The sequence below is a fragment of the Nostoc sp. genome, assembly GCF_036917575.1.
Taxonomy (GTDB): domain Bacteria; phylum Cyanobacteriota; class Cyanobacteriia; order Cyanobacteriales; family Nostocaceae; genus Nostoc.
In genome coordinates, this window is the sequence record NZ_JBALDC010000045.1 from 161,280 (window position 1) to 184,224 (window position 22,945).

The following is a 22,945-nucleotide window of genomic DNA, read 5'->3' on the forward strand; positions in this document are numbered from 1 at the left end:
AGTTAATAAATCTGTAAATAAAACACTTACATTCTCTGGCACTTTGGCAATTTTTATTTAAAGCTCATCAAAACTTTTATATTCCTTTAAAAAAGTATAGATTAATGTGAATATTTAAACAAACTCTGATAAACAAGATAGACATAACCCTGCAATCTATTGTCAAATATGTAAAAGTAAAACTGATACTTAAGTAATTTATGTAAATTTATTGTATTTGACTAATTACGTATATGGCTACTTTTATTGGATATCGCTTACCTCAACGAATATGCATCTGTATATCAATGAGATTAGAGGCTCTCAATAAATCAGAAATTTGTTGAAATAAAACAAATTCCAATATGTTCTTCAACTAATTATTCATAATTAGCAATTACTAAATATATGTTTATAAGTAAATCAAAGATGAGCTTATTAATATATTGATATCAAGCTTTATGATTCATTCTTTGTTGAAAATATTCGTCCAGATAAAACCGATCATGAAATATTATTTATGGCATCAAATCAAAACTTATCAACATCTGTAAATCCAGTAATTACTACTAAATCATCTCTAGAAAGCATTGATCCGGGGCAAACCAGCATTTCTGCTCGGTCTAGCGTACTCTCTCAAGGAGATGGACTCAAGGCAGAGTATTACGACAACATGGACTTCACCAACCTGAAGGTAACTCGTACAGAGCAGACGGTGAACTTTAACTGGCGCGCTGGTTCTCCCGATTCGTCGATTGATGTAGATACTTTTTCAGCGCGGTGGACAGGTCAGGTAGAAGCCAAGTACAGCGAAACTTACAAGTTCTACACCACTGCTGATGATGGTGTGCGACTGTGGGTGAATGGTCAACAAATCATCGATAAGTTTGTCGATCAAGCTGCCACCGAATCCAGTGGCTCGATCGCATTGGTTGCAGGTCAGAAGTACGATATTAAACTTGAGTACTACGAAAATAAAGGCAATGCCGTTTCTCAACTGCGTTGGTCAAGCACCTCTCAGGCGAAGGAAATCATTCCCCAGTCCCAACTGTATAGTAATGTCGTCAGCACACCTAGTAGTGGCAATGGACTCAAAGGAGAGTATTACGACAACATCGACTTCACTAACCTGAAGGTAACTACTACAGATCCGACGGTGAACTTTAACTGGCGCGCTGATTCTCCCGCTCCGTCGATTGATGCAGATAGTTTCTCAGTGCGGTGGACAGGTCAGGTAGAAGCCAAGTACAGCGAAACTTACAAGTTCTACACCACTGCTGATGATGGTGTGCGACTGTGGGTGAATGGTCAACAAATCATCGATAAGTTTGTCGATCAAGCTGCCACCGAATCCAGTGGCTCGATCGCATTGGTTGCAGGTCAGAAGTACGATATTAAACTTGAGTACTACGAAAATAAAGGCAATGCCGTTTCTCAACTGCGTTGGTCAAGCACCTCTCAGGCGAAGGAAATCATTCCTCAGTCTCAACTTTATTCACCAGTTCTTCAGACCACTATCACCTTAGGATCATCTTCGATGACTGTGAACGAAGGCAGTGGTAATGTTACCGTTAAACTAGTTAGAACTGGAGATGTAAGTGGTACATCTTCAATCAAGTATGCGACTATCGCTAATACTGCTACAAAAGGAGTTGACTATGGGAGTGAAGGCATTGAAAGTGCTGGAACACTGACTTTTGCGCCGGGACAAAGCAGCGTGCAGGTATCCATTCCGATCAATGATGATTCCTTGATAGAACCAGATGAAAGCTTTAATTTTGTCATCGATCAGGCAGAGGGGGCAACACTAGGAGTCCAAAGAACTCTCGCAATTACAATTCAGGACAATGATGGCTCTGGCCTCGATTTCAGTCAGCCAGTAGTTAATGAGGGTGACGGTACTGCCAAGGTGATAGTTACACGGGGCAATACTTCGGCGGCTGCTAGTTTGGACTACACAACCCAAGATGGGACTGCTAAAGCTGGATCTGACTATCGAGCTGTATCTGGAAGCTTGAATTTTATCGCCGGACAAGCTAGCAACACCATTGTTATCCCCATTCTTGATGACAATATTGGGGAATCAAATGAAACATTTGCTTTGAAGTTCAGTAACCCAGTTGGAGTGCAGCTAACTAATCAACAGACAAGTATCACTATTATTGATAATGACTCTGGTAACTTTGCTTTAGATACAGTAGCTTCTAGTTTGAATCAACCTACAGCTTTTGAATGGGCACCTGATGGTAACAGCATGTTCATTGCCCAAAAAGATGGGGTAGTGAGAGTCATGAAAAACGGTAGCTTATTATCAACACCATTTACTGATATTAGCAAAGAGGTAAATGATACGCGTGATCGCGGTCTATTAGGCATTGCCGTACATCCAGATTTTGGCAAAAGTCCAAACGGCAACAACTATGTTTACCTGTTGTATACCTACGATCCACCAGAAACTAATCCAAACAATTCTAATAATAATTCCAATAGCACATTGGACGATCCTGATCAGAATGGGAATCGTACTGCACGCCTAAGTCGTTTTACAGCTGACCCCAACACTAATTACACTACTGCTATTGCTGGCAGCGAAGTTGTGCTACTCGGCACAAATGGCACTTGGGCAAATATCAGCCATCCAGATGGGAATAGTACAGATGTCTCACTTGGCTATGCACCATCAGGAATTCTTAACAAAGATACTGGTAAGCCGTTTACCAGCTTGCAGGATTATCTTAATAATCTCGATAAAGTCCAAAATATCCAGAATTTTATCGCCAATGATAGTGAATCTCACTCAGTTGGTTCTGTGCGTTTTGGTACTGATGGTTCTCTATTTGTGAGCTTAGGAGATGGTACTTCCTACAATGGAATAGACCCGCGAGCAATTCGCGTCCAGGATAAGAATAATCTGTCCGGCAAGATTCTGCGGATTGACCCGATTACTGGTAAAGGTTTATCAAATAATCCTTTCTACAACGGTGACGCCAATAGCAATATTTCCAAAGTTTATGACTTAGGTCTGCGTAACCCCTTCCGTTTCACAATTGATAAAAAGACCAATACCCCCTATATTGGCGATGTTGGCTTAGGTACTTACGAAGAGGTGAATGTCGGAAAACCAGGAGCTAACTTTGGCTGGCCATTCTATGAAGGTGGCCTTGATGCAAATGGTAATACCATCAGTCTCAAACAACCATCCTACGCCAATTTAGATGCAGCCAAAGCTTTCTATAATAGTGGCTCAACTGTTACAGAACCATTGTACACTTACAAGCATTTTGGTTCTAATGCGATCCTCGTGGGTGACTTTTACACAGGTAATACTTTCCCTTCGATATATCAAAATGCCTTATTCATTGGTGATTTCAGTCAAGGAACTATCGATGCTTTGATATTAGATAGTAAGGGCAAAGTTACCTCAGTTAAGCAGTTTGCTTCCCAAAAGGACAGGCCTAATCTAGGACTGCCTACACAAATCACTACTGGGCCTGATGGTAATCTGTATTACGCAAACTTGATTGGAGGCGAGATTGATCGTTTCCGACCTGTTTAGAGATATAGCAAGGGACTGGGGATTAAGTGAAAAATCTTGTTGTGTCTAAGTTTTCTCATCCGTTGATGTCCTAACCACTTTGGCTGTTGCCATAACATAACAGTTACCAGTTATCAGCGAACAGTTATTCGACTGTTCGCTCATTTTACTTAAGATAACTTTGTTAGAAATCCCAACAATTTTTTGGTATTTGATGTTAAAAGTGTTCGACGATAAGCATCAGCTGCTTTTTTAATCACTTCGGCTTGAGTGGGATAAGGATGAATTACACTGCTTAACTTGCTCAAACCAATCTTATTCACCATTGCCGTAGTCACTTCTGAAATCATCTCACCCGCGTGACTGGCGACAATAGTTGCACCAATAATTTTATCAGACCCTTTTTTATGGTGAATTTTGAGAAATCCTAACTCTTCACCATCTGCGATCGCTCGGTCTACACTATTAAAAGGGATCTCAATTGTTGTCACCTCAATACCCAATTTCTGCGCCTCATGTTCGGATAATCCCACGTGGGCAATTTCTGGGTCAGTATAAGTTACCCAAGGCATCACCAAACTACTGAGTTTCGAGCGTCCCAAACCAAAGGGAGAAAACAGCGTATTCTTTATTACAATTCGCGCTGCTGCATCTGCTGCATGGGTAAACTTCCAGTTCATGCAGATATCGCCAGCTGCATAAATTTTGGGATTAGTCGTCTGGAGGTAATCATTTACCTTCACACCTTTGTGCTTGTCATATTCTACACCCACAGCTTCTAAATTCAAACCTTCCACATTTGGCGATCGCCCCGCACTGACTAAAATTTCATCAACTGTCACTGAATCTCGATGACCATTAGAGGAAAAGTAAAGCCGTTTCCCCTCGGTGACAGTTACCACTTCTTCCAACTTGGAATTGAGTACTACGCGAATTCCTTCATTAATCAAAACCTTTTGGAGAATTTGAGCGGCTTGTGCGTCTTCTTTATCTAGGAGATGAGAACTGTTATGCAAAAGTACCACCTGACAACCCAAACGCCGGAAAGCCTGCGCCAATTCGCAACCAATGGGGCCACCACCAATCACCGCCAAACGTTCCGGTCGTTGAATCAAGGAAAAAACCGTCTCATTGGTTAGATAACCCGCCTGTTCAATTCCTGGAATCACCAGTTGTGCAGCTCTTGCGCCAGTCGCAATTACAGCTTTTTTAAACTTGAGGGTTTTGTCGCCAACTTCCACAGTATTTTTACTTGCAAATCGACCGCTACCCAAAAACACATCGACACCTAAGTTTTGAAATCGCTCCGCCGAGTCATTATGGCTGATATCAGCCCTGATTCGCCGCATCCTGGCCATAACTTTAGGAAAATCAACATCAATATTATGTTGGGGAATATTAACTCCCAAGTCTTTAGCATCCCAGATTTCGCCAACAACGCGGGCAGACCGAATAATAGTTTTAGATGGTACGCAACCAACATTTAAGCAATCTCCACCCATAAGATGCTTTTCAATTAATGCCACTTTTAAATTCAAATCCAAACCCGCAGCACCTGCTGCCACCACTAATCCCGCCGTACCAGCACCAATTACTACCAAGTCATAAACGTCAGGGGGTTGAGGATTAACCCAATTTGGCGGATGGACGTAAGATACCAACTTTTGGTTATACTCATCTATTGGGCGAACTGTGACTCTCTCTAAATCTGAATTGGTCATTGGCAAAACCTCTTTTAAAATTAAGAATCCTGATTAATTTAGGCGTCTCAGTCTTTTATTTTTTATGCTTGTTTAATAAAAAATACAGCCTTTGAATTGTTTTGTCCGTTGGGGAATTGACAAATCCGATTAAAGCTTTTCTATATAAACGTTTCAGTAATCAATAATTTACAGTAATTTGCAGTTTAATAGACCACAGTAAGGCTATATACAGTATTTTGCATTTAAATTAAGTACATTTTTACCCCTCTTAATCACCCCTTATAAAAGCTACAGTGTACACACAAGTCTTAAAATCCCACTTAAAACTTGGTTTCGTTGCCCTACTAAGGCAAAGTAGCTTTATAAACTTCTCGAAAGAATATATTAGACATCTCCTAAAAAATATACATCCCGTGTTCTCGAAAAAGCTGAGTTGAGATCCACTGGACTAAAAACAATTTATTCAAACATGAGTTTTGGTGATGATTGCAATTTGCAAAACTCGAATCAAGCAATTGAACAGCTAAGAACTATGCTTAATGCTTATAAGACTGCTTTATCTGTAATTGATTCTTCCAAAACTAAAATTGATCCGATAGAAAAAGTTTTAAGTAATATTACAGACAGAATGGTAAGATAGGTTGCTTTTAATTATGGCAAAAATAGCAGTGAATATGAAATTGTGGACGGGGTTCACGATAGCGAATGGATTCGCAAAAACAGGTTGATTCGCTGGAAAGCATCTGTTAAAAAAGTATCATATGAAAATCTTAAAACTACCTAATATAGCCCAGATAAAAGCATCACATAGAGGGAAAGTAATTTTCTTGCAAAGGATGTAAAGAATGAACAAAGACTACTTTGCTAATTAAATTTATTTTCTCAAATACTGTGATTGTTTATGGTAAAGCATAACCCATTACAATTTTTTATATTTATCTACTCTTTATTATAAATAATAATTATATACAGTTAGTATCATGCATAGCAACGCATGTCTATTAGGCATTTTGTCATTTCATCTAACATTTTATAATTCTGAGAGCCTTCATATACAGTCCTTTCAACCATTTTACTTGTTTAAATACTAATTAGAGTTTATAGTGATACGGTGTTTTCCGTTCCTTGTCTCGGCAGATTCATAACATGATTTATTCTGGCAAATTACAAAAGTATTTTGCAGGCATTTCTTTGTCTGTAATTTTAGTAGGTGACTTAGTTTTCACACAAAAAACTGCTCCAGTTTTAGCTGAAACCATAAATACATCGATCGGTGAAGCTGTGACATTCAGTTGCAATGATAGTGAAGCGACAGTCGCCGCTAAAAATGGCCCCAAAGTAGTTAATGGAACAGCAATAATTTACATTGGTTATCAGCAACTCTCAAATAACAAAAACCCTGTAACTATCCGCTTCAATAATGGGATAAAAGCATGGTGTCGTAATGATTATGAGACCACAAATGACGATAGTACAGGTTACGGATTGTATTGGAATGGAAGTGATGTTTTATATGGCATTTACTCTGCTACAGGCACTCAAACAGGTAATGATTTTCGCCGCTTTGCCAGTGGTCGATGGTTGCCTAGCTATGGTAGTGGAGGTGGGCCAAAAGCCGCAGTTATAGCCCGGATTAATCCAGCTAATGGTGAGGTTAATTATGCAACATTTTTATCTGGTAAAAAGCCAGATAATGGACAAACGAATTCTTTACTTGTCCAGTCTTTATCATGGAATGGCGCAAATTTGACTGTGAAAGCAATGTCATGGTGGAATCCCCGTAATACCTATACAAATTCCATGAATTGCTCTGGTTCATCACCTTATCAATATACAGCCGCATTTACAGGCGATTTAAGAACGATGACCTCAGTTTCAGCCAGTACTTGTAAGTAAAAGAGAAAGAAAAATTCAGCTACCAAATTCAGGAAATATATTGTTTCCAGTTGTTTAAGAATTAACAAAAAACCTGGTGAATCAAATTCGCAACCTTAAATCCCCAACTTCCCCAAGAAGTTGGTTTTCCTGTTGTTCGCAAGTACTTTAGGATTGGCTTTGTAAAGACGGCGATTCATCGTGTCTTTTGCCTTAACCGTACAGCATTGGGATTGCTATAGCTAAAACATCATCTCTTTAGCAGCTATAGCAAAGTGCTGAATGCTGTTAGCGGATAGCTAAGGTTTAGCCCGTGCTGAGTAGAAACTCAGTATTATCAAAGGTTTCAGCAATCAACATAGTCTTAACCTATGCTTCGACTGCTATAATTACCCAGAAATGATATGAGCTAATAGAAAATAAAGCTTTTTTAAACCCGCACGCGCGGGTTTTGTCTGTGTAGACACAGTTTTTAACCGTCGATTTAACTTCCGATTCCTAACTGCCGGATTCTGCTGTAAACTAATGCACCTATATATTGCACAAACTCCGTATAGACTGTCATTAGTCATTTGTGTTTCTAAGGACAAAGGACAACCCTCTCCTGAAAAAGACGCTGCGCGTAGCTTGCTTCCCCAGAGGGGTACACTAGTTAATGTGCAATTTTAATGCGTAACAGCTTATCTGCCCCTAATTACTTCCGTTTGGACGCTGAATAATTGTCTCCAACACTCGCCGCTTGGCTTTAGGATCGATACCTACTAAGCGCACATACTCACCACTATATTCTGTCAAAGTTGCCTCCAAATTTGAGATGGCATCAGTCTCAGCATCAATGTGGCTATGAACACAAGTTTTCCAAGAACCTGTGCGGAAGCGGCGCTCATCTACGTGTTCAACACTAATTTTGTAACCTTGAGCCAATAATTCCCTAATTTGAGCTTGTGTATCTAAAGTCAAATGTGGACTGGATGCTTCCTGTTTCTGGAATTGATTAGTTTTTACTTCTTGAGTTGCGCCATTTAACGGTTGACTAATTGGTTTAATTGGTGTCACAACAACAGGTGGTGCAGATTGAGAATTTCTACCTCGATTGAGACGATTGTAATCATCAACCAAATGGGAATTTTCTACCCGTTTTTGTTCGCCAACCAGGAAGTTACCAGACTCGATTAAGTGAGACAGCCTGAAATCTGGCTTTTGAAATTCTGGTGGGCCTTTAGCGCTGTTAACCACACTTGAGGATATCTGCTCAAAACCTACTTTATGGATGTAGTTGCGGATTTGTTCGTCATAAATGCGCGATCGCAAAGCGCTAAAAAAGTCAATGGACTGGTTGACAAAAGTATCAACTAGCTGTTCAACTTCCTTCTGTGATAGTCCATCCTGTTCAAAAATCCCCTTGACAATTCCCACTTTGTCATCTCTATCTGGTTCCCAGTAGAATTTCTCCATCCGTCCATCCCGAATTAAGGGTGCGTAGAGAGTGGAAAAATCATTACCTGTGACAATAATCGGCACGCGATGTAAAGGTGTGGAATCATAGCTTCCCGGCAACTGCACATCTGTGGGATTATCAGCAATATTCATCAGTGTGGCATTTACCAACTGCGTGTTTACAGTATATTGAGTCCCTTCATCAAAGCGTCCAGCACCCGCATCTAAATCGTTAATCATCAGTACACACATTTTGCCGCGTACTTTGATCAGTTCTGCTGTTTCCCGATAGCGCAACCGAATCAACCGCGCTGGATCTCCGGCATCTGGACTTTCCAATTCGCCACCAGATATGTTAGTGACTTCGATACCCATTTTCTCGAAGACTAATTGACATTGAAATGTTTTGCCTTCTCCTTTGCGTCCATGAATACCCAATATCACGGGAACTCTTACGCCGGGAAGCTTCAGGAAGTTTTTGGTGATATGGACAGCAAGTTTGTCCAAAAAGCGGGGAGCGATGTAGTAACCCATGAGTTTATGTGATGAAAAATTAACACTTCTAAGGTTAATGTTAATTTTTTTTGGGGCTAGCGATCGCTTTTCTTTTAGACAAGCTTCTGACTTGTTCATTTGTTGGGTTGATTGTCTGTTGCCAAAGTTGAACGCCCTCCCAAGCATAGAAGGAGTGAAAACTGCTGTTATTTGGTAGTGCCAAATATTTGATTACAATATCAAATGACTTTGATAAGCCATTAAAATAATTCCAATATTACTGAGATTAGCTTATTTTTTAGAATACAGCGTGTTTGAAAACACGTCTTAGTGTTGCATATCGCTATAATTAATATGGCAATCCGATTTAATGACTGAATTACTCGTAAAGACTGGGGACTGGGAAAAAGGAATAAAGATGTACTGAGTTTTTTTCACGCAATCAAATATGAGTCTTATAGAAATCGTTTGTTCTACTACGTCTAATTAACTGAAACTCCTTTAAAAGCAGACAACATATTTTCTGATAATATATTTGCGTTTTCAGGCTCGTTAGGCAATATAATACCGCGATTTACAAGAGCAGCCATAATCTTAGTGCTTAGTACTGAATCAGGAGGCGTTTCCCCACCCCATATACTTTTTAATTCATTATTATCTGTTATTTCCTCAATACACATAACTGGAGCTTGATTGAAATCGACGTTATCTTTGATTTTGTTTTTAGTCATAAATTACATCCTAATTAACCCATTGTTAACTAATCATTGAATACCTATTTAATGTATCACCTAAAAAAATGAGAAATCAAGGATTTATCCAAAATATCCTAGTTTGATGACTAATTTGGCGAATTTTTTGATTAATGTAATTAGGCAAGGGCTGAAAACGCGATCGCACTTGCTGGCAGTGTGCCAGTTGGAAAATGTTAAGCCCACCGTTGATAGTGGCTTTTCGCGTGACAGCAAAATTGATTGTAAAAAACCTTGAGAGTATAGTCTCAAGGTTACAATTGGCCCAATACTTTATTTGCACTTGTTGTGGTTTAACATGACTTTTTATTGAATTTGACTTCTGTAACGCTGATGGATACTTAATAATATAGGGATTAAAAATTTAACTATGGAAATACAACCGATACAAGTAATTGGAGGTGGACTAGCTGGCACAGAAGCAGCTTGGCAAATAGCGCAAGCTGGAGTGCCTGTAATTCTGCATGAAATGCGTCCAAAGCGATTTAGTCCTGCTCATCATACAGAACATTTAGCAGAATTAGTGTGTAGTAATTCCTTTGGAGCAATGGCAAGCGATCGCGCGACGGGATTATTGCACGAAGAGTTACGCCAACTGAGTTCTATCGTCATCTCAAAAGCTGATGAACACGCCGTTCCGGCTGGTGGGGCGTTAGCCGTAGACAGGGGGCAATTTGGCCAAGATTTAACTGAAACTTTAGCGAGTCATCCTTTAGTTGAATTCCGCCGGGGTGAAGTGTCTGCAATTCCCGAAGGAATTGTGGTTTTGGCAACCGGGCCTTTAACCAGTCCTGATTTGGCAGAAGATTTGCACCGCTTTACAGGGATGGAATACCTCAGCTTTTTTGATGCAGCTAGTCCGATTATCGTCGGAGAATCGATTAATCGTGATATTGCTTTTATGGCATCACGTTATGACAAAGGTGAAGCTGCTTATCTCAACTGTCCAATGAATAAAGAGCAGTACTTGCATTTTCAACAAGAACTCTGTAAGGCGGAACAAACAGAACTCAAGGGTTTTGAACGGGAAACAGCAAAATTTTTTGAAGCCTGTTTACCCATAGAAGAACTAGCACAGCGCGGGGAAGATACCATGCGCTACGGCCCCCTGAAGCCAGTGGGATTGTCAGATACTCGCACAGGGGAACGTTCTTATGCTGTGGTGCAGTTACGACAAGAAGATAAAGCTGGTCAACTGTGGAACATGGTAGGATTTCAAACTAATCTGCGTTGGGGCGAGCAAAAGCGAATTTTTCAGTTAATTCCCAGTTTGGAAAAGGCAGAGTTTGTCAGGTTGGGGGTGATGCACCGCAACACTTTTATTAATGCTCCCCAGTTAATGCATCCTACCTTGCAATTTAAAGAGCGTCCAACATTGTTAGCCGCAGGACAATTGATTGGTACTGAAGGTTACACTGCTGCGGCTGCGGGTGGTTGCTTGGCGGGAATTAATGCAGCGCGATTAGCTTTAGGTAAAGAAGCTTTGGTTTTACCACCAACAACAATGATCGGTGCGTTATTAGAATTTATTAGTTCCGCTTCCCCCAAACATTTCCAACCAATGCCGCCCAACTTTGGGATTTTTCCCGATTTAGGAATGAAAATAAAAAGTAAACCAGAGCGTTATGGACGTTACCGCGATCGCTCTTTAGCTGATTTGGCAAGCTGGAAAGTTAATCACAATTAATGGGAATGGGGCATTGAGATTTCCCCATTACCCCTTATCCCCAGAGGGGGCCCCACCTTCCCCACTCCCTATCTATACCTTCAGTACCCAGGCTTCACGATTCTCAGAGCTAACAAAAGACGCTGGTACGATTTCGAGATTTACTCCAAGTGCTTTGAAAGTGGCACGAATAGCCGCAGCATGGGCAGCCTCAGTAGAACCGATACTTGCCCCGACAGTAATCAATTTTGGAGTTTTCAACTTAGCAATTTCGTGGCTATAGGCGATCGCAGCATCAGTCTCCAAAGCTAAAGCCAGCTTGGCAATATTCACATCGCTATCCAAGTTCCCCTCACCCCTTTTGATGTAAGATGAAAGATCATAGGTAGACTCTGTTTTTACTGGAGTTCCCCCCAAAGTGGTGATCGTAGCTGCTAAAGCATCTCGATGCTTTTTATGATCCGCTTGGTTGCGGAGCGCCAAAGCCAAAACAGCTTTACCAACTTCAGTATTAGTCAGTTTGCCAGCAGCAGCACCATAAGCCCAAATTGCCTGATGTTCGTAATAAAGAGCATTGTTCAGAATTTTTACATCGTTTCGCCCAGCAGTTGTTGTCCGAGCATCAGCCTTCTGGGCAATCAAGGGCAAACCTAACGCAGTCGCTATACCACCAACTGCTCCACTCACTATTACCCCACGGCGGGAGGATTTTTTGCTCAAAGGGTTTTGATAGTCCATGAGTTAGTGTCTCCTAAAGAAATTACGGTTTTTTGAATGCGGATATGAAAATGAGGGAATAGCCAGGGCATGAATAACCCTGGCTGCAAGTATTACCTTTGGAAAAGAATAATTTTGCCCAACGAATAGTTCTAATGTGTCTTGACTAGATGTTCACTTTCCAAGTCAATGACTGCTCATTTGTAACTCATTTTGGTAATGGTGTCAGCAATTACACTAGATATGGATAAATACTATTTTTGTATTTTTAACGAAACGCAGTATAGTCAGGCATTTAGTCAGATTATTAGCTTTTCTTTGAAAAGGGGATAAAAGTAACTTTGTATTATTTATGGTCGTTTAATTTACTTATCTTAATAGTGACTAATCCGTGTGTACCTAGCGCTGTAATTACAGCTTCTAGCAATCCCTAAGTACCATTGGCAAATACGTTGATGCGATGAATGTAGGTGCGATGATAGGCATACTCTAACTGTCTATCATTTACTTTTCCAACCTTTACCAAATTTTCCACATACTTTTCAGCTTTAATCGGTGCTGCATAATCAAGATTAAACCAATACAACGATACTCCCACCACTGCCAAACCTGGAAAACCAAGGTAATTAAGAGAATTGCTATACGTGCGTTCATACATCTCACTCACTTACATACCTGCTCAATGCTGACATAGCTGGAATCCTTGTGTTACAACTTGGCAGAGCAATTTAATAATGTGTTGGTGTAGGTGAATTAGATTTTGGGAATAATCCTCATAGTGTTTGAAAGTATCCTTTTGATTAGGTTCGCACTATGAGAGGGCGATTTCTAGAAAAAAAGCAGATTTATTGCTGTTTATCTATTGCATTTTGCTGTATTTTGTGGATTTGTTTGGCATTAATTCCAGCCCAGGCAACGTCTACAGGGTCTATTGATACTCTGCAACAACAGCAGCAACAAATGAACCAGCAGCGTCAGAGTGTGCTTAACGATCGCGATCGCTTAAATAATCTCCAACAAGAGGCCGAAAAACACCTCACTGGTTTAAAGCAAAATCTGCAAACTACAGATAGCTATCTTTTAGAGAGCGAATCACGATTACAACTCGCTACCCAACGCCTCCAGCAGTTAGAAGCTGATTTAGGTGTGGCAGAACGTTCATATCAGGAGCGGCAAATAGCAACAGTAGCACGATTGCGTTACCTTCAGCGATCGCCTGCTTTTGCTGGATGGGCGGTTTTGCTTGAAAGTGAAAATATCAGCGACTTTTTCAGCCGTCGTCATCAGTTGAAGTTAGTGTTTCAGGCAGACCAACAAATTTTAGCAAAACTCAACACCCAAGCACGCTCCATCGATAAACAAAAAACAGAAGTAGAACAGCAAAAAAACGAAATTGGCTTAATTCGCGAGCAATTGTTGGCACAAAAAGCTGATTATCAAACCCAAGCGCAATCACAATCAGAATTGATTCAACGCCTGAATAGCGATCGCCTCGCCTTGGAAGAAGCGCAAAATCAGCTAGAAAGAGAATCCAAGAATCTAGAAGTCTTGATTCAACAAAAGGTAGCAGAAGCCCAAGCAAAAACCAACAGCCGAACAGGTATCATCATTCGGGGAACTGGTATAATGGCATATCCTAGCGATGCTCCTACTAGCAGTCCCTTCGGCTGGCGGATACACCCTATTCTTGGCTATCGTCGCTTTCATGCCGGGTTAGATTTTGCTGCTAGCTATGGTAGTAAAATTCGGGCAGCCGATTCCGGAACAGTAATTTTTGCTGGCTGGTATGGTGGTTATGGCAGAGCGGTAATTATCGACCACGGTAATGGCATGACTACACTCTACGGTCATACCAGCGAGTTGTATGTTTCCGAAGGACAAGCAGTTGAACGCGGACAAGCGATCGCTGCTGTTGGTTCCACAGGTTTCTCAACTGGCCCCCATCTCCACTTTGAAGTTCGTCGCAATGGTACACCTGTAGACCCAGCTAATTATCTTTAAAGCTGGAAATCCGATCACAGACGTGCTATGATTTTGTAAAATAAGGGCGCGTAGCTCAGTGGATAGAGCAACAGATTCCGGTTCTGTGGGTCGGGGGTTCAAATCCCTCCGCGCTCGTTACCCGTATATTAATTATTTGTCACAAAAACAGTGCCTCGGCTTAAAGTAACGAGTACAGACGTAGCACTGCTACGTCTGTACAAGCAGATGGTAATTATGGAGTGGAATATAAACTCACTTTACCCTTAAGCAACAATACTAACCAAGACCAGACTGTGACTGTTACTTTAGAAACTCCTTTGAAGGAAGATAAATTATCCCAAGGCGGTCTGCGTTTCCGTAAACCATCCCTAAATTTTCCTTTCTTCCGTGGTACAGTGCGGCTACGCTATTTTGATGACCAAGGTGAACAAAAGACGCGTTACATACATCTATGGCACAGAACTGGTCAGGTGTTAGAACCGTTGGTACAGCTTGTACTTCCACCTTCGACTAAGCGGATAGTACAGGTAGATGTGATTTATCCGCCAGATTCGACACCACTGCAAGTGCTGAGTGTAAGAACTTTAGAAAAGTGATCTCAAAAAAATCAAATAACTTAAGGCTTATATGGTTTTCCAATACACTAACGCATTTGTCACCATAGCATCGGTTAATTCTGAGGAGTTAGTGAATTTCTATACTAGATTTCTGGAGCAAAAGCCAGTTATTTTGATTCCGAATGTCTATGCTGAGTTTAATTTGGTTAGTATGCGTTTAGGTATTTTTAAACCCAAGAACACAAACGAATCGGAATTTGAAGCGATTGCCAAAAGTAAGATAAGTTTGTGTTTAGAGGTGAGTAATTTAGAAGATGCGATCGCTCACCTAACTGCTTTGGGCTATCCTGCACCAGGAGACATTTTCATTGCTTCTCACGGCAGAGAAATTTATGCCTATGACACTGATGGCAACCGTCTGATTTTACATCAAGCTCCTAAAGGGAGTCATTAGTCATTTGTCATTGGTAATTTACAAAGGACAAATAATAAAGGACAAAGGACAAAGGACAAATGGCTATAACTCAAAACTATAGATTAAACCTGATTCAATGGTATCCAGGTCACATTGCGAAAGCTGAAAAGAAGCTCAAAGAACAGCTAAAGCGCGTAGATGTGGTGTTTGAGGTACGAGATGCTCGGATTCCTTTAGCAACTCACCATCCCCAAATAGGTGAGTGGGTGGAGGGTAAAACACGGGTATTGATACTTAACCGAGTAGATATGATTACGCCGCAAATGCGATCGCTGTGGAGCGATTGGTTTAAACGTCAAGGAGAAATCCCTTATTTTACCAACGCTCAACATGGTAAAGGTATCGCAGAAGTGGCGCGGGCAGCGCAAGCCGCTGGGGTAGAACTCAATCAAAGAAGAAGCGATCGCGGCATGTTACCCCGTCCAGTGCGGGCTGTGGTGATTGGTTTTCCTAATGTTGGTAAATCAGCTTTAATTAACCGCCTGTTGGGAAAGCGAGTCGTGGAAAGTGCAGCCCGTCCTGGAGTAACTCGCCAACTACGCTGGGTGCGAATTTCTGAACATTTAGAATTGCTAGATGCTCCTGGTGTCATCCCTCTAAGATTAGAAGACCAAGATGCAGCCTTGAAATTAGCTATTTGTGATGATATTGGTGAAGCATCTTACGATAATCAGCTAGTAGCAGCAGCTCTAGTGGATTTACTCAACTATTTAGAAGCTGTAGCCGCAGATTTATTACCAAAAAAACCATTACAGTCTCGCTACCAACTTGATTCGACATCAGAGACCGGGGATACTTATTTGCACGCCTTAGCAGAACATCGTTACAAAGGTGATATAGAGCGAGCTGCAAGGCAACTTCTAACAGATTTTCGCAAGGGATCATTGGGTGAAATGAGTTTAGAATTACCACCCAATTAAATCTAAATTCAAAGAGTAAAAACTCTGCAAATTGTCTACATAATATAGCAAAGTGCTGTTAGCGGATAGCTAAGGTTTAGGCCGTGCTGAGTAGAAATCCAGTTTCCCGACTTGAGCGGCTGGCTATCCTACGTGTATTTCAGAAATAAAATGTGAGTCCGATAAGACCAATTTAGGAAACATTAACTCTAAAGTTTTCAAAATTTCTAAATCTATAACCAGAGCGTTTAATCAGCTTAAGTTTGTTGTTGATTCCTTATGAAGATGCTTTGCATTCCTACTCTTTGCCTCTAGTACAATGCGGCAGAAATAAACCTACTATTTTATTACAGCCAGAAAGCCCAAAATGAAAGATTTTTAACTTTTGACTTCCGCCTTGCGGTACTAGTGCCCCATATCCAATGTAACTTTTCTAACGTTTGTTAACCAATATATGGTAGTGGGAATTATAACACTAGTATAAATAAATTTTCGTCAAAATTTATGAGCGCAAAAGTTGATGGAACTTTAAAGATTGCTGGCTACCAAATCATTAAGCAACTTTATTCAGGTTCTCGTACTCAAGTATATCAGGCAATTCAAGAATGCGATCGCCTACCAGTTGTCATCAAGCTCTTAAAACGAGAATACCCAACTTTTAGCGAATTAGTACAGTTTCGCAACCAATATGCGATCGCTAAAAACTTAGATATTCCTGGCATTATCAAACCCTACAGCCTGGAAGCCTATCACAATGGTTATGCCCTAGTCATGGAAGACTTTGGTGGTGTTTCCCTGCGGCAATTTCCTCAAGGAAAAACACTGACATTAGAGCAATTCCTACCCATTGCTCTGCAACTGCTAGACACTTTACACCAGTTACATCAACAGCGCGTCATTCACAAAGATATTAAGCCAGCCAACATCTTGATTCACCCTGACACCAAACAAATCAAGCTGATTGACTTTAGTATTGCTTCGCTTTTACCACGAGAAACCCAGGAAATCCAGAGCCTCAATGGATTGGAGGGAACGTTAGCCTATTTGTCGCCAGAGCAAACCGGACGGATGAACAGAGGCATTGATTACCGCAGTGACTTCTATTCTTTAGGTGTGACTTTCTTTGAATTACTGAGTGGACAACTGCCCTTTGACTCCCAGGAACCGATGGAGTTAGTGCATTACCACATTGCGAAACTTCCACCTTGCGTTTGTGATTTCAATCCCAAATTGCCGTCGATGCTGGGCGAGATTATCCGCAAACTGATGGCGAAGAACGCCGAAAACCGCTATCAAAGTGCGCTAGGACTTAAACATGACCTTGTTACCTGCTTAGAACAGTGGCGAGAAACAGGCAAACACAACTGGTTTGATTTGGGACAGCGAGATATTAGCGATCGCTTTCTCATTTCGGAAAAACTCTACGGACGCGAATCGGAAGTACAGACGTTGCTAGAAGCATTTGGTCATGTTGCTAATGGTGACTCCCAACTGATGCTGGTGGCAGGTTTCTCTGGCATTGGCAAAACCGCAGTTGTTAATGAAGTGCATAAGCCGATCGTTCAGTGGAACGGCTACTTCATCAAAGGTAAGTATGACCAGTTTAATCGAAATATTCCTCTATCTGCTTTTGTCCAAGCCTTTCGTGACCTCATGGGACAGTTGCTTAGTGAAAGCGATACTCAATTAAAGCAATGGCAGAGCAAGATTTTAGCGGCAGTTGGTGAGAACGGGCAACTTCTGATCGAGGTGATTCCTGAACTGGAGCAGATGATCGGCAAACAGCCTGCGATCGCTGAACTTTCAAGTAGTGCGGCCCAGAACCGTTTCAATCTGCTGTTCCAACAGTTCATTCAGGTGTTCGCGACAAAAGAGCATCCGTTGGTAATATTTCTGGATGATTTGCAGTGGGCAGATTTGGCATCACTCAATTTGCTGAAGCTGTTGATGGCCGAGAGTAATCGCGGCTATCTATTCATTATTGGCGCATACCGCGATAACGAGGTGTTTGCAGCTCATTCCCTGATGTTGACTCTAGATGAAATCAAAAAGGCATCTTCTTGCGTCAACACTCTGACTCTATTTCCTTTGAGTCAAGCAGATGTGAATTTTTTAATCGCCGACTCCCTTAGTTGTGCAACCAGCCAAGCTTTGCCGTTGACAGAGTTAGTTTATCAAAAAGCTAAAGGTAATCCCTTTTTCACGACTCAGTTTTTGAAAGTGCTACATGAGGATAAGTTGATTACCTTTGATTCAAAAGCAGGTTACTGGCAGTGTGATGTAGCGCAAGTGCGATCGCTTGCTCTCACCGATGATGTGGTGGAATTTATGGCACAACAGCTTCAGAAGTTGCCCAACATCACTCAAAATATTTTGAAACTAGCAGCCTGTATCGGTAATCAGTTCGATTTAGCGACGTTGGCGATCGTCTCTGAAAAGTCGCAGATGGAAACTGCCTCAGACTTGTGGAAAGCATTGCAAGAAGGATTGATCGTTCCCATCAATGAGGTTTACAAGTTTTATCAAGATTCGTCATTAGTCATCGATCATTTGCAAATGACAAATGCCAGAGGACAAATGACAGTTTACAAATTCTTGCACGATCGCGTTCAGCAAGCAGCCTACTCTCTCATTGCCAACCAGCAAAAACAGGTCACTCACCTGAAAATTGGGCAACTTTTGCTGAATCATACGCCAGCCGCAGAACAAGATAAAAAACTATTTGAGATTGTTAATCAACTGAATATAGGAAATAGCTTAATTGTCGATCCATCTCAGAAAATAGAACTCGCTCAACTCAATTTACAAGCTGCACAAAAAGCAATAGCTGCAACAGCATACGCCGCCGCATTTGAGTATGCCACTATCGGTATTGCAATGCTTGCACAAGATCGATGGCAAACAGAATATGAACTAACCTTGACACTTTATGAAACTGCCACCAAAGCAGCTTACCTAAGTGGCAACTTTGAGCCGCTAGCACAATTTTCAGCAGTCATTTTGGAAAATGCTAGAACCTTATTGGATACCGTTAAAGTCTATGAAATCCAAATTCAAGCCGCTCAAGCTCAACATCAATTTTTACAAGGCGTGGAGCTTGCTCTCAAGATTTTAGAGCAGTTAGGAATCCATTTTCCTAAGCAACCCATCGAATCAGATATTGCATCGGCGCTCAAAGTAACCAAATCTATCTTAGCTGAAAGGCAACCGCCAGATTTAATCGCTCTAGATCAGATGACAGAGTTAGACAAATTAGCCGCTATGCGGATTCTTGTAGGTGTCTCTTCTTCTGCCTTTGTTGCCGCTCCAACACTCTTACCATTTATTATCCTTGAGCAAGTAAATTTATCTGTTCATTATGGCAATACCTCAGACTCTACAAATGGTTATGCCTACTATGGACTGTTGCTTTGTGGGGCGGTAGGAGACATTGAATGCGGCTATCAGTTTGGACAACTGGCACTCAAATTACTCGAACATTTTAATGCCAAAAAGTTGAAAGCCAGAACCTATGTGGGAGTATGCTGTAGTGTATTGCATTGGAAGGAGCCGCTTAGGAACACCTTAGCACTTTTCCGGGAAGGCTATCAAGTTGGACTAGAAACGGGAGATTTAGAATCAGCTACCATTTGTGCAGTCGTTTACGTCATGCACTCTTTGTTTGTTGGTAAAGAACTGGGGGAGTTAAGTCGGGAGAGTGATGCCTTCTACCTTCAACTCACTCAACTAAAACAAGAAGGACTTCTCAACCAACTGAAGATTTTTCAGCAGGGGGTTTTGAATTTAAACAGTGATTGTGCCCAAGTATGGCAATTGGTTGGTAAGGCTTTCAATCAAGAACAAATGTTGCCAGTTCTCCAGCACTCAGGCGATCAAACTGCGCTGTACTATTTCTATGTGAGTAAACTTTTTCTCAGTTATTTGTTTGGGAAGTTTGAACTTGCAGTGGAAGCTGCGATCGCAACTGAAAATTATCTAGGCAGTGTCATCGGATTATTTGTGGTTCCAATCTTCCACACTTATGATTCTCTGGCTTATCTGGCAATCTATTCCCAAGTTTGTGCAACAGAACAACTACACATTCTTGAGCGGGTGAGCAAAAATCAGCAAAAGCTCAAAACTTGGGCTAGCTATATTCCAGCCAATCATTTACACAAGTTTTATTTGGTTGAAGCAGAACGATATCGGGTTCTGGGACATAAATCAGAGGCAATAGAATTATACGATCGCGCCATTGCTCTTGCTAAAGAACACGGCTACACCCAAGAAGAAGCACTTGCCAACGAACTAGCCGCCAAATTTTACCTCGACTGGGGCAAGCAGCGCATAGCTGAGGAATACATAATTGAAGCTTACTATGGCTATGCTCGTTGGGGCGCTAAAGCCAAAGTCGCCGACTTAGAACGGTGCTATCCGCAACTCCTTGCTCCCATCCTTGAGCAAATTCGTTCTCCCCTTTCCACTCACGAAACTATCTTTACATTGGGGAGTGTCACATCCACCAGTTCCGCCACTTCCAGCAGTAGCAGTGTCTCTGTTGCTTTAGATTTAGCTGCCATTCTCAAAGCTTATCAAACTATCTCAGGGGAAATCGAACTCGAAAAACTGCTCTCAGCTTTGCTGCATATCGTCATTGAAAATGCGGGAGCCAATAAGTGTGTGTTCATGCTTTTGGAATCAGATCGTTTGCTAATTCAGGCATTAGCACAGCTTTCCTTAGACAGTGTACAGAACCAGGCTGCCAAAATCGATTTTTACCCAATGTTGCTCAACCCACAGTCTGTTGAAGACTCATCTAATGTGCCAGTTGGTTTAATTAATACCGTCAAACGCAGCTTACAACCAACAGTGATTATTGATGCTAGGGTGCATCCTCAATTAATTAATGACTTGTATATTCAACAACAGCAGCCCAAAAGTATCTTGTGTAGCCCGATTTTGCATCAGGGTAAGTTGCTAGGCATTTTGTATCTGGAAAATAACTTAGTAACCAAAGCCTTTACAAGCGATCGCGTCGAACTACTAAACTTACTTTGCGCTCAAGCTGCAATTTCTCTGGAAAATGCCCAACTTTATCGAAATTCCCAGAACTATGCTCAACAGTTAACACAATCTCTAGCAAAATTACAGGCTAGTGAAACCCGCTTCCAAAATTTGGCGAATAATATTCCTGGGATGGTGTACCAATTTTGTCTGGCGGCCGACGGTTCAACTTCAACACCCTACGTTAGTTCTGGCTGTTTGGATTTGTATGGGTTAGAGCCAGAGTTGGTGATGGCAGGGACGCATAACCTTTATGATGTGAATCATTTTGACGATCGCCCAGCTATTGCCCAAGCGATCGCCTACTCTGCCCAATATCTCACGCCCTTTGAGCAAGAATGGCGGATTATCCTGCCTTCAGGAACCGAGAAATGGATTCAATCTGCTTCTCGCCCAGAGCGACAAGCCGATGGCGCAATCATCTGGGATGGGGTGGTGATTGATATTAGCGAACGAAAACAGGCACAAGCATCTCTAGCTAAAGAACGAGAGTTCTTAAATGCGATCATTCACAATATTACCGATGGGATTGTTGTTTGTGATAGTACTGGCAAATTGACTCTATTTAACAAAGCAACTCGTGAATTTCATGGTCTACCAGTAGAATCATTACCAGCAGAACAATGGGCAGAATACTTCTCACTTTATCAACCAGATGGTCAAACACCCTTATTAAAAACGGAAATTCCTTTGTTTCGCGCCTTGCAAGGAGAAATCGTTGAAAATGCCGAAATGGTAATTGCACCAAAGCATGGTTCTAGGAGAATTTTGTTAGCTAGCGGACAAGCGATCTCCGATGCTTCGGGTGATAAACTCGGTGCAGTAGTTGTGATGCGAGATATTAGCGAGCGCAAACAAGCTGAACTTGCCTTACAGCAAAAATCACTTGACTTACAACAAGTGCTAACCGATCTGCAAAACGCCCAATTACAAATGGTGCAAAGTGAGAAAATGTCTGCACTAGGCAACTTAGTTGCTGGTGTCGCTCATGAAATGAATAATCCTCTTGGTTTTATTGCTGCCAGTCTCAAACAAGCTAAACCTACCCTTACTGATGTAATTGAACATTTAAAACTTTATCAATCAAGCTTGCCCAATGTGAATGATGAAATCAAAGATCATGCCGAAGAAATTGACTTGGATTATAGCTTAGAAGATTTACCCAAGATGATTGATGCCATGTCAATGGCGTGCGATCGCCTGAAAAATATCAGCACCAGTTTACGAACTTTCTCACGTGCCGATAAAGATTATAAAGTACCGTTTAATATTCACCAAGGCATTGACAGCACGATTTTAATTTTGAAACATCGTCTCAAGGCTAACGAGCAACGTCCAGCAATTGAAGTAATAACTGAATACAGCACTTTACCTCAAGTTGAGTGTTTCCCTGGACAATTAAATCAAGTATTTATGAATATCTTAGCGAATGCGATTGATGCCTTAGAGGAATCAAATATTGGCCGAAGTTTTAATGAAATTAAAGCAAATCCAAACTGTATTACAATTACAACTACAGGAGAAAATAATCTAGTTAGAATTACAATCGCCGATAATGCCAAGGGTATAGATGAAGAGTTAAAACAAAAAATATTTGACCATTTATTTACGACAAAAGCTGTCGGTAAAGGCACAGGATTAGGATTGGCGATCGCTCGTCAAATCATTGTAGAAAAACACGGCGGAGCGATCGCGGTGAATTCTCAACTTGGCAAAGGAACTGAATTCAAGATTCAGCTACCGTTATCGGCGTAACTAAATCTTATTTGTTAATTCTGGTATCAGATGGAGTCTGAATCCCCATCTGATTTGTTTCCTTGTCTTTTTTT

At 41.2% G+C, this 22,945-nt stretch carries 13 protein-coding genes, 1 tRNA gene and 2 pseudogenes; 10 read left to right on the plus strand and 6 right to left on the minus strand.

The features are described 5' to 3' along the window. Nucleotides 1-499: 499 nt before the first annotated feature. Nucleotides 500-3,535, plus strand: coding sequence for a PA14 domain-containing protein (locus V7K79_RS12385; protein ID WP_335047992.1), 3,036 nt, complete (start codon nucleotides 500-502; stop codon nucleotides 3,533-3,535). Nucleotides 3,536-3,684: 149 nt separating this feature from the next. On the opposite strand, the gene V7K79_RS12390 is transcribed toward V7K79_RS12385, so the two are convergent. Further along, nucleotides 3,685-5,235 carry a mercuric reductase gene (locus tag V7K79_RS12390; RefSeq protein WP_335047994.1) on the minus strand — a complete coding sequence of 517 codons (1,551 nt, stop codon included), beginning with the start codon at nucleotides 5,233-5,235 and terminating at the stop codon, nucleotides 3,685-3,687. 1,128 nt (nucleotides 5,236-6,363) lie between these two features. On the opposite strand from V7K79_RS12390, the gene V7K79_RS12395 reads away from it, so the two are divergent. Then, complete coding sequence (locus tag V7K79_RS12395) at nucleotides 6,364-7,113, plus strand: hypothetical protein (RefSeq protein WP_335047995.1); 750 nt, start codon at nucleotides 6,364-6,366, stop codon at nucleotides 7,111-7,113. Nucleotides 7,114-7,782: 669 nt separating this feature from the next. On the opposite strand, the gene V7K79_RS12400 is transcribed toward V7K79_RS12395, so the two are convergent. Beyond that, complete coding sequence (locus V7K79_RS12400; RefSeq protein ID WP_335048126.1) at nucleotides 7,783-9,063, minus strand: ribulose bisphosphate carboxylase small subunit; 1,281 nt, start codon at nucleotides 9,061-9,063, stop codon at nucleotides 7,783-7,785. A 443-nt stretch (nucleotides 9,064-9,506) separates the two neighbouring features. Beyond that, complete coding sequence (locus V7K79_RS12405) at nucleotides 9,507-9,755, minus strand: hypothetical protein (protein WP_335047997.1); 249 nt, start codon at nucleotides 9,753-9,755, stop codon at nucleotides 9,507-9,509. A 106-nt stretch (nucleotides 9,756-9,861) separates the two neighbouring features. On the opposite strand from V7K79_RS12405, the gene V7K79_RS12410 reads away from it, so the two are divergent. Continuing rightward, nucleotides 9,862-10,014 (plus strand): hypothetical protein, encoded by a 153-nt coding sequence (locus V7K79_RS12410; protein ID WP_335047999.1) that lies wholly within the window; start codon nucleotides 9,862-9,864, stop codon nucleotides 10,012-10,014. A 132-nt stretch (nucleotides 10,015-10,146) separates the two neighbouring features. Further along, complete coding sequence (gene trmFO, locus V7K79_RS12415) at nucleotides 10,147-11,463, plus strand: FADH(2)-oxidizing methylenetetrahydrofolate--tRNA-(uracil(54)-C(5))-methyltransferase TrmFO (RefSeq protein ID WP_335048001.1); 1,317 nt, start codon at nucleotides 10,147-10,149, stop codon at nucleotides 11,461-11,463. A gap of 72 nt (nucleotides 11,464-11,535) precedes the next feature. Here trmFO and V7K79_RS12420 read toward each other — a convergent pair whose 3' ends face one another. Then, nucleotides 11,536-12,180: a DUF4439 domain-containing protein gene (locus V7K79_RS12420; protein WP_335048003.1), complete on the minus strand. Its 645-nt coding sequence runs from the start codon at nucleotides 12,178-12,180 to the stop codon at nucleotides 11,536-11,538. 409 nt (nucleotides 12,181-12,589) lie between these two features. Further along, entirely contained in the window at nucleotides 12,590-12,826 is a 237-nt protein-coding gene (locus V7K79_RS12425) for a hypothetical protein (RefSeq protein ID WP_335048005.1), read from the minus strand. A gap of 146 nt (nucleotides 12,827-12,972) precedes the next feature. Between V7K79_RS12425 and V7K79_RS12430 the strand changes: the two genes are divergently transcribed. From V7K79_RS12430 to ylqF, 5 genes and pseudogenes are all read left to right on the plus strand, one after another. Then, a complete protein-coding gene (locus tag V7K79_RS12430) occupies nucleotides 12,973-14,160 on the plus strand; it encodes a murein hydrolase activator EnvC family protein (protein ID WP_335048007.1) in 1,188 nt (395 codons plus the stop codon). Nucleotides 14,161-14,204: 44 nt separating this feature from the next. Beyond that, nucleotides 14,205-14,277 (plus strand) — tRNA-Arg (locus tag V7K79_RS12435). A gap of 74 nt (nucleotides 14,278-14,351) precedes the next feature. After that, nucleotides 14,352-14,738: pseudogene (locus V7K79_RS12440) on the plus strand (DUF3370 family protein); the annotation flags it as partial. 31 nt (nucleotides 14,739-14,769) lie between these two features. Next, nucleotides 14,770-15,153 carry a VOC family protein gene (locus V7K79_RS12445; RefSeq protein WP_335048008.1) on the plus strand — a complete coding sequence of 128 codons (384 nt, stop codon included), beginning with the start codon at nucleotides 14,770-14,772 and terminating at the stop codon, nucleotides 15,151-15,153. A 59-nt stretch (nucleotides 15,154-15,212) separates the two neighbouring features. Then, nucleotides 15,213-16,094: a ribosome biogenesis GTPase YlqF gene (gene ylqF / locus V7K79_RS12450; RefSeq protein WP_335048010.1), complete on the plus strand. Its 882-nt coding sequence runs from the start codon at nucleotides 15,213-15,215 to the stop codon at nucleotides 16,092-16,094. Between the two features lie 128 nt (nucleotides 16,095-16,222). On the opposite strand, the pseudogene V7K79_RS12455 reads toward ylqF, so the two are convergent. After that, nucleotides 16,223-16,350 (minus strand): annotated as a pseudogene (locus tag V7K79_RS12455) (transposase); the annotation flags it as partial. Between the two features lie 227 nt (nucleotides 16,351-16,577). On the opposite strand from V7K79_RS12455, the gene V7K79_RS12460 reads away from it, so the two are divergent. Next, complete coding sequence (locus V7K79_RS12460) at nucleotides 16,578-22,871, plus strand: ATP-binding sensor histidine kinase (protein ID WP_335048013.1); 6,294 nt, start codon at nucleotides 16,578-16,580, stop codon at nucleotides 22,869-22,871. The last annotated feature ends 74 nt before the right edge of the window (nucleotides 22,872-22,945 follow it).

Coding starts and splice junctions, on each gene's coding strand:
- V7K79_RS12385 (WP_335047992.1), top strand. CDS start 500: ATGGCATCAAATCAAAACTTATCAACATCTGTAAATCCAGTAATTACT.
- V7K79_RS12390 (WP_335047994.1), bottom strand. CDS start 5,235: ATGACCAATTCAGATTTAGAGAGAGTCACAGTTCGCCCAATAGATGAG.
- V7K79_RS12395 (WP_335047995.1), top strand. CDS start 6,364: ATGATTTATTCTGGCAAATTACAAAAGTATTTTGCAGGCATTTCTTTG.
- V7K79_RS12400 (WP_335048126.1), bottom strand. CDS start 9,063: ATGGGTTACTACATCGCTCCCCGCTTTTTGGACAAACTTGCTGTCCAT.
- V7K79_RS12405 (WP_335047997.1), bottom strand. CDS start 9,755: ATGACTAAAAACAAAATCAAAGATAACGTCGATTTCAATCAAGCTCCA.
- V7K79_RS12410 (WP_335047999.1), top strand. CDS start 9,862: ATGACTAATTTGGCGAATTTTTTGATTAATGTAATTAGGCAAGGGCTG.
- trmFO (WP_335048001.1), top strand. CDS start 10,147: ATGGAAATACAACCGATACAAGTAATTGGAGGTGGACTAGCTGGCACA.
- V7K79_RS12420 (WP_335048003.1), bottom strand. CDS start 12,180: ATGGACTATCAAAACCCTTTGAGCAAAAAATCCTCCCGCCGTGGGGTA.
- V7K79_RS12430 (WP_335048007.1), top strand. CDS start 12,973: ATGAGAGGGCGATTTCTAGAAAAAAAGCAGATTTATTGCTGTTTATCT.
- V7K79_RS12445 (WP_335048008.1), top strand. CDS start 14,770: ATGGTTTTCCAATACACTAACGCATTTGTCACCATAGCATCGGTTAAT.
- ylqF (WP_335048010.1), top strand. CDS start 15,213: ATGGCTATAACTCAAAACTATAGATTAAACCTGATTCAATGGTATCCA.
- V7K79_RS12460 (WP_335048013.1), top strand. CDS start 16,578: ATGAGCGCAAAAGTTGATGGAACTTTAAAGATTGCTGGCTACCAAATC.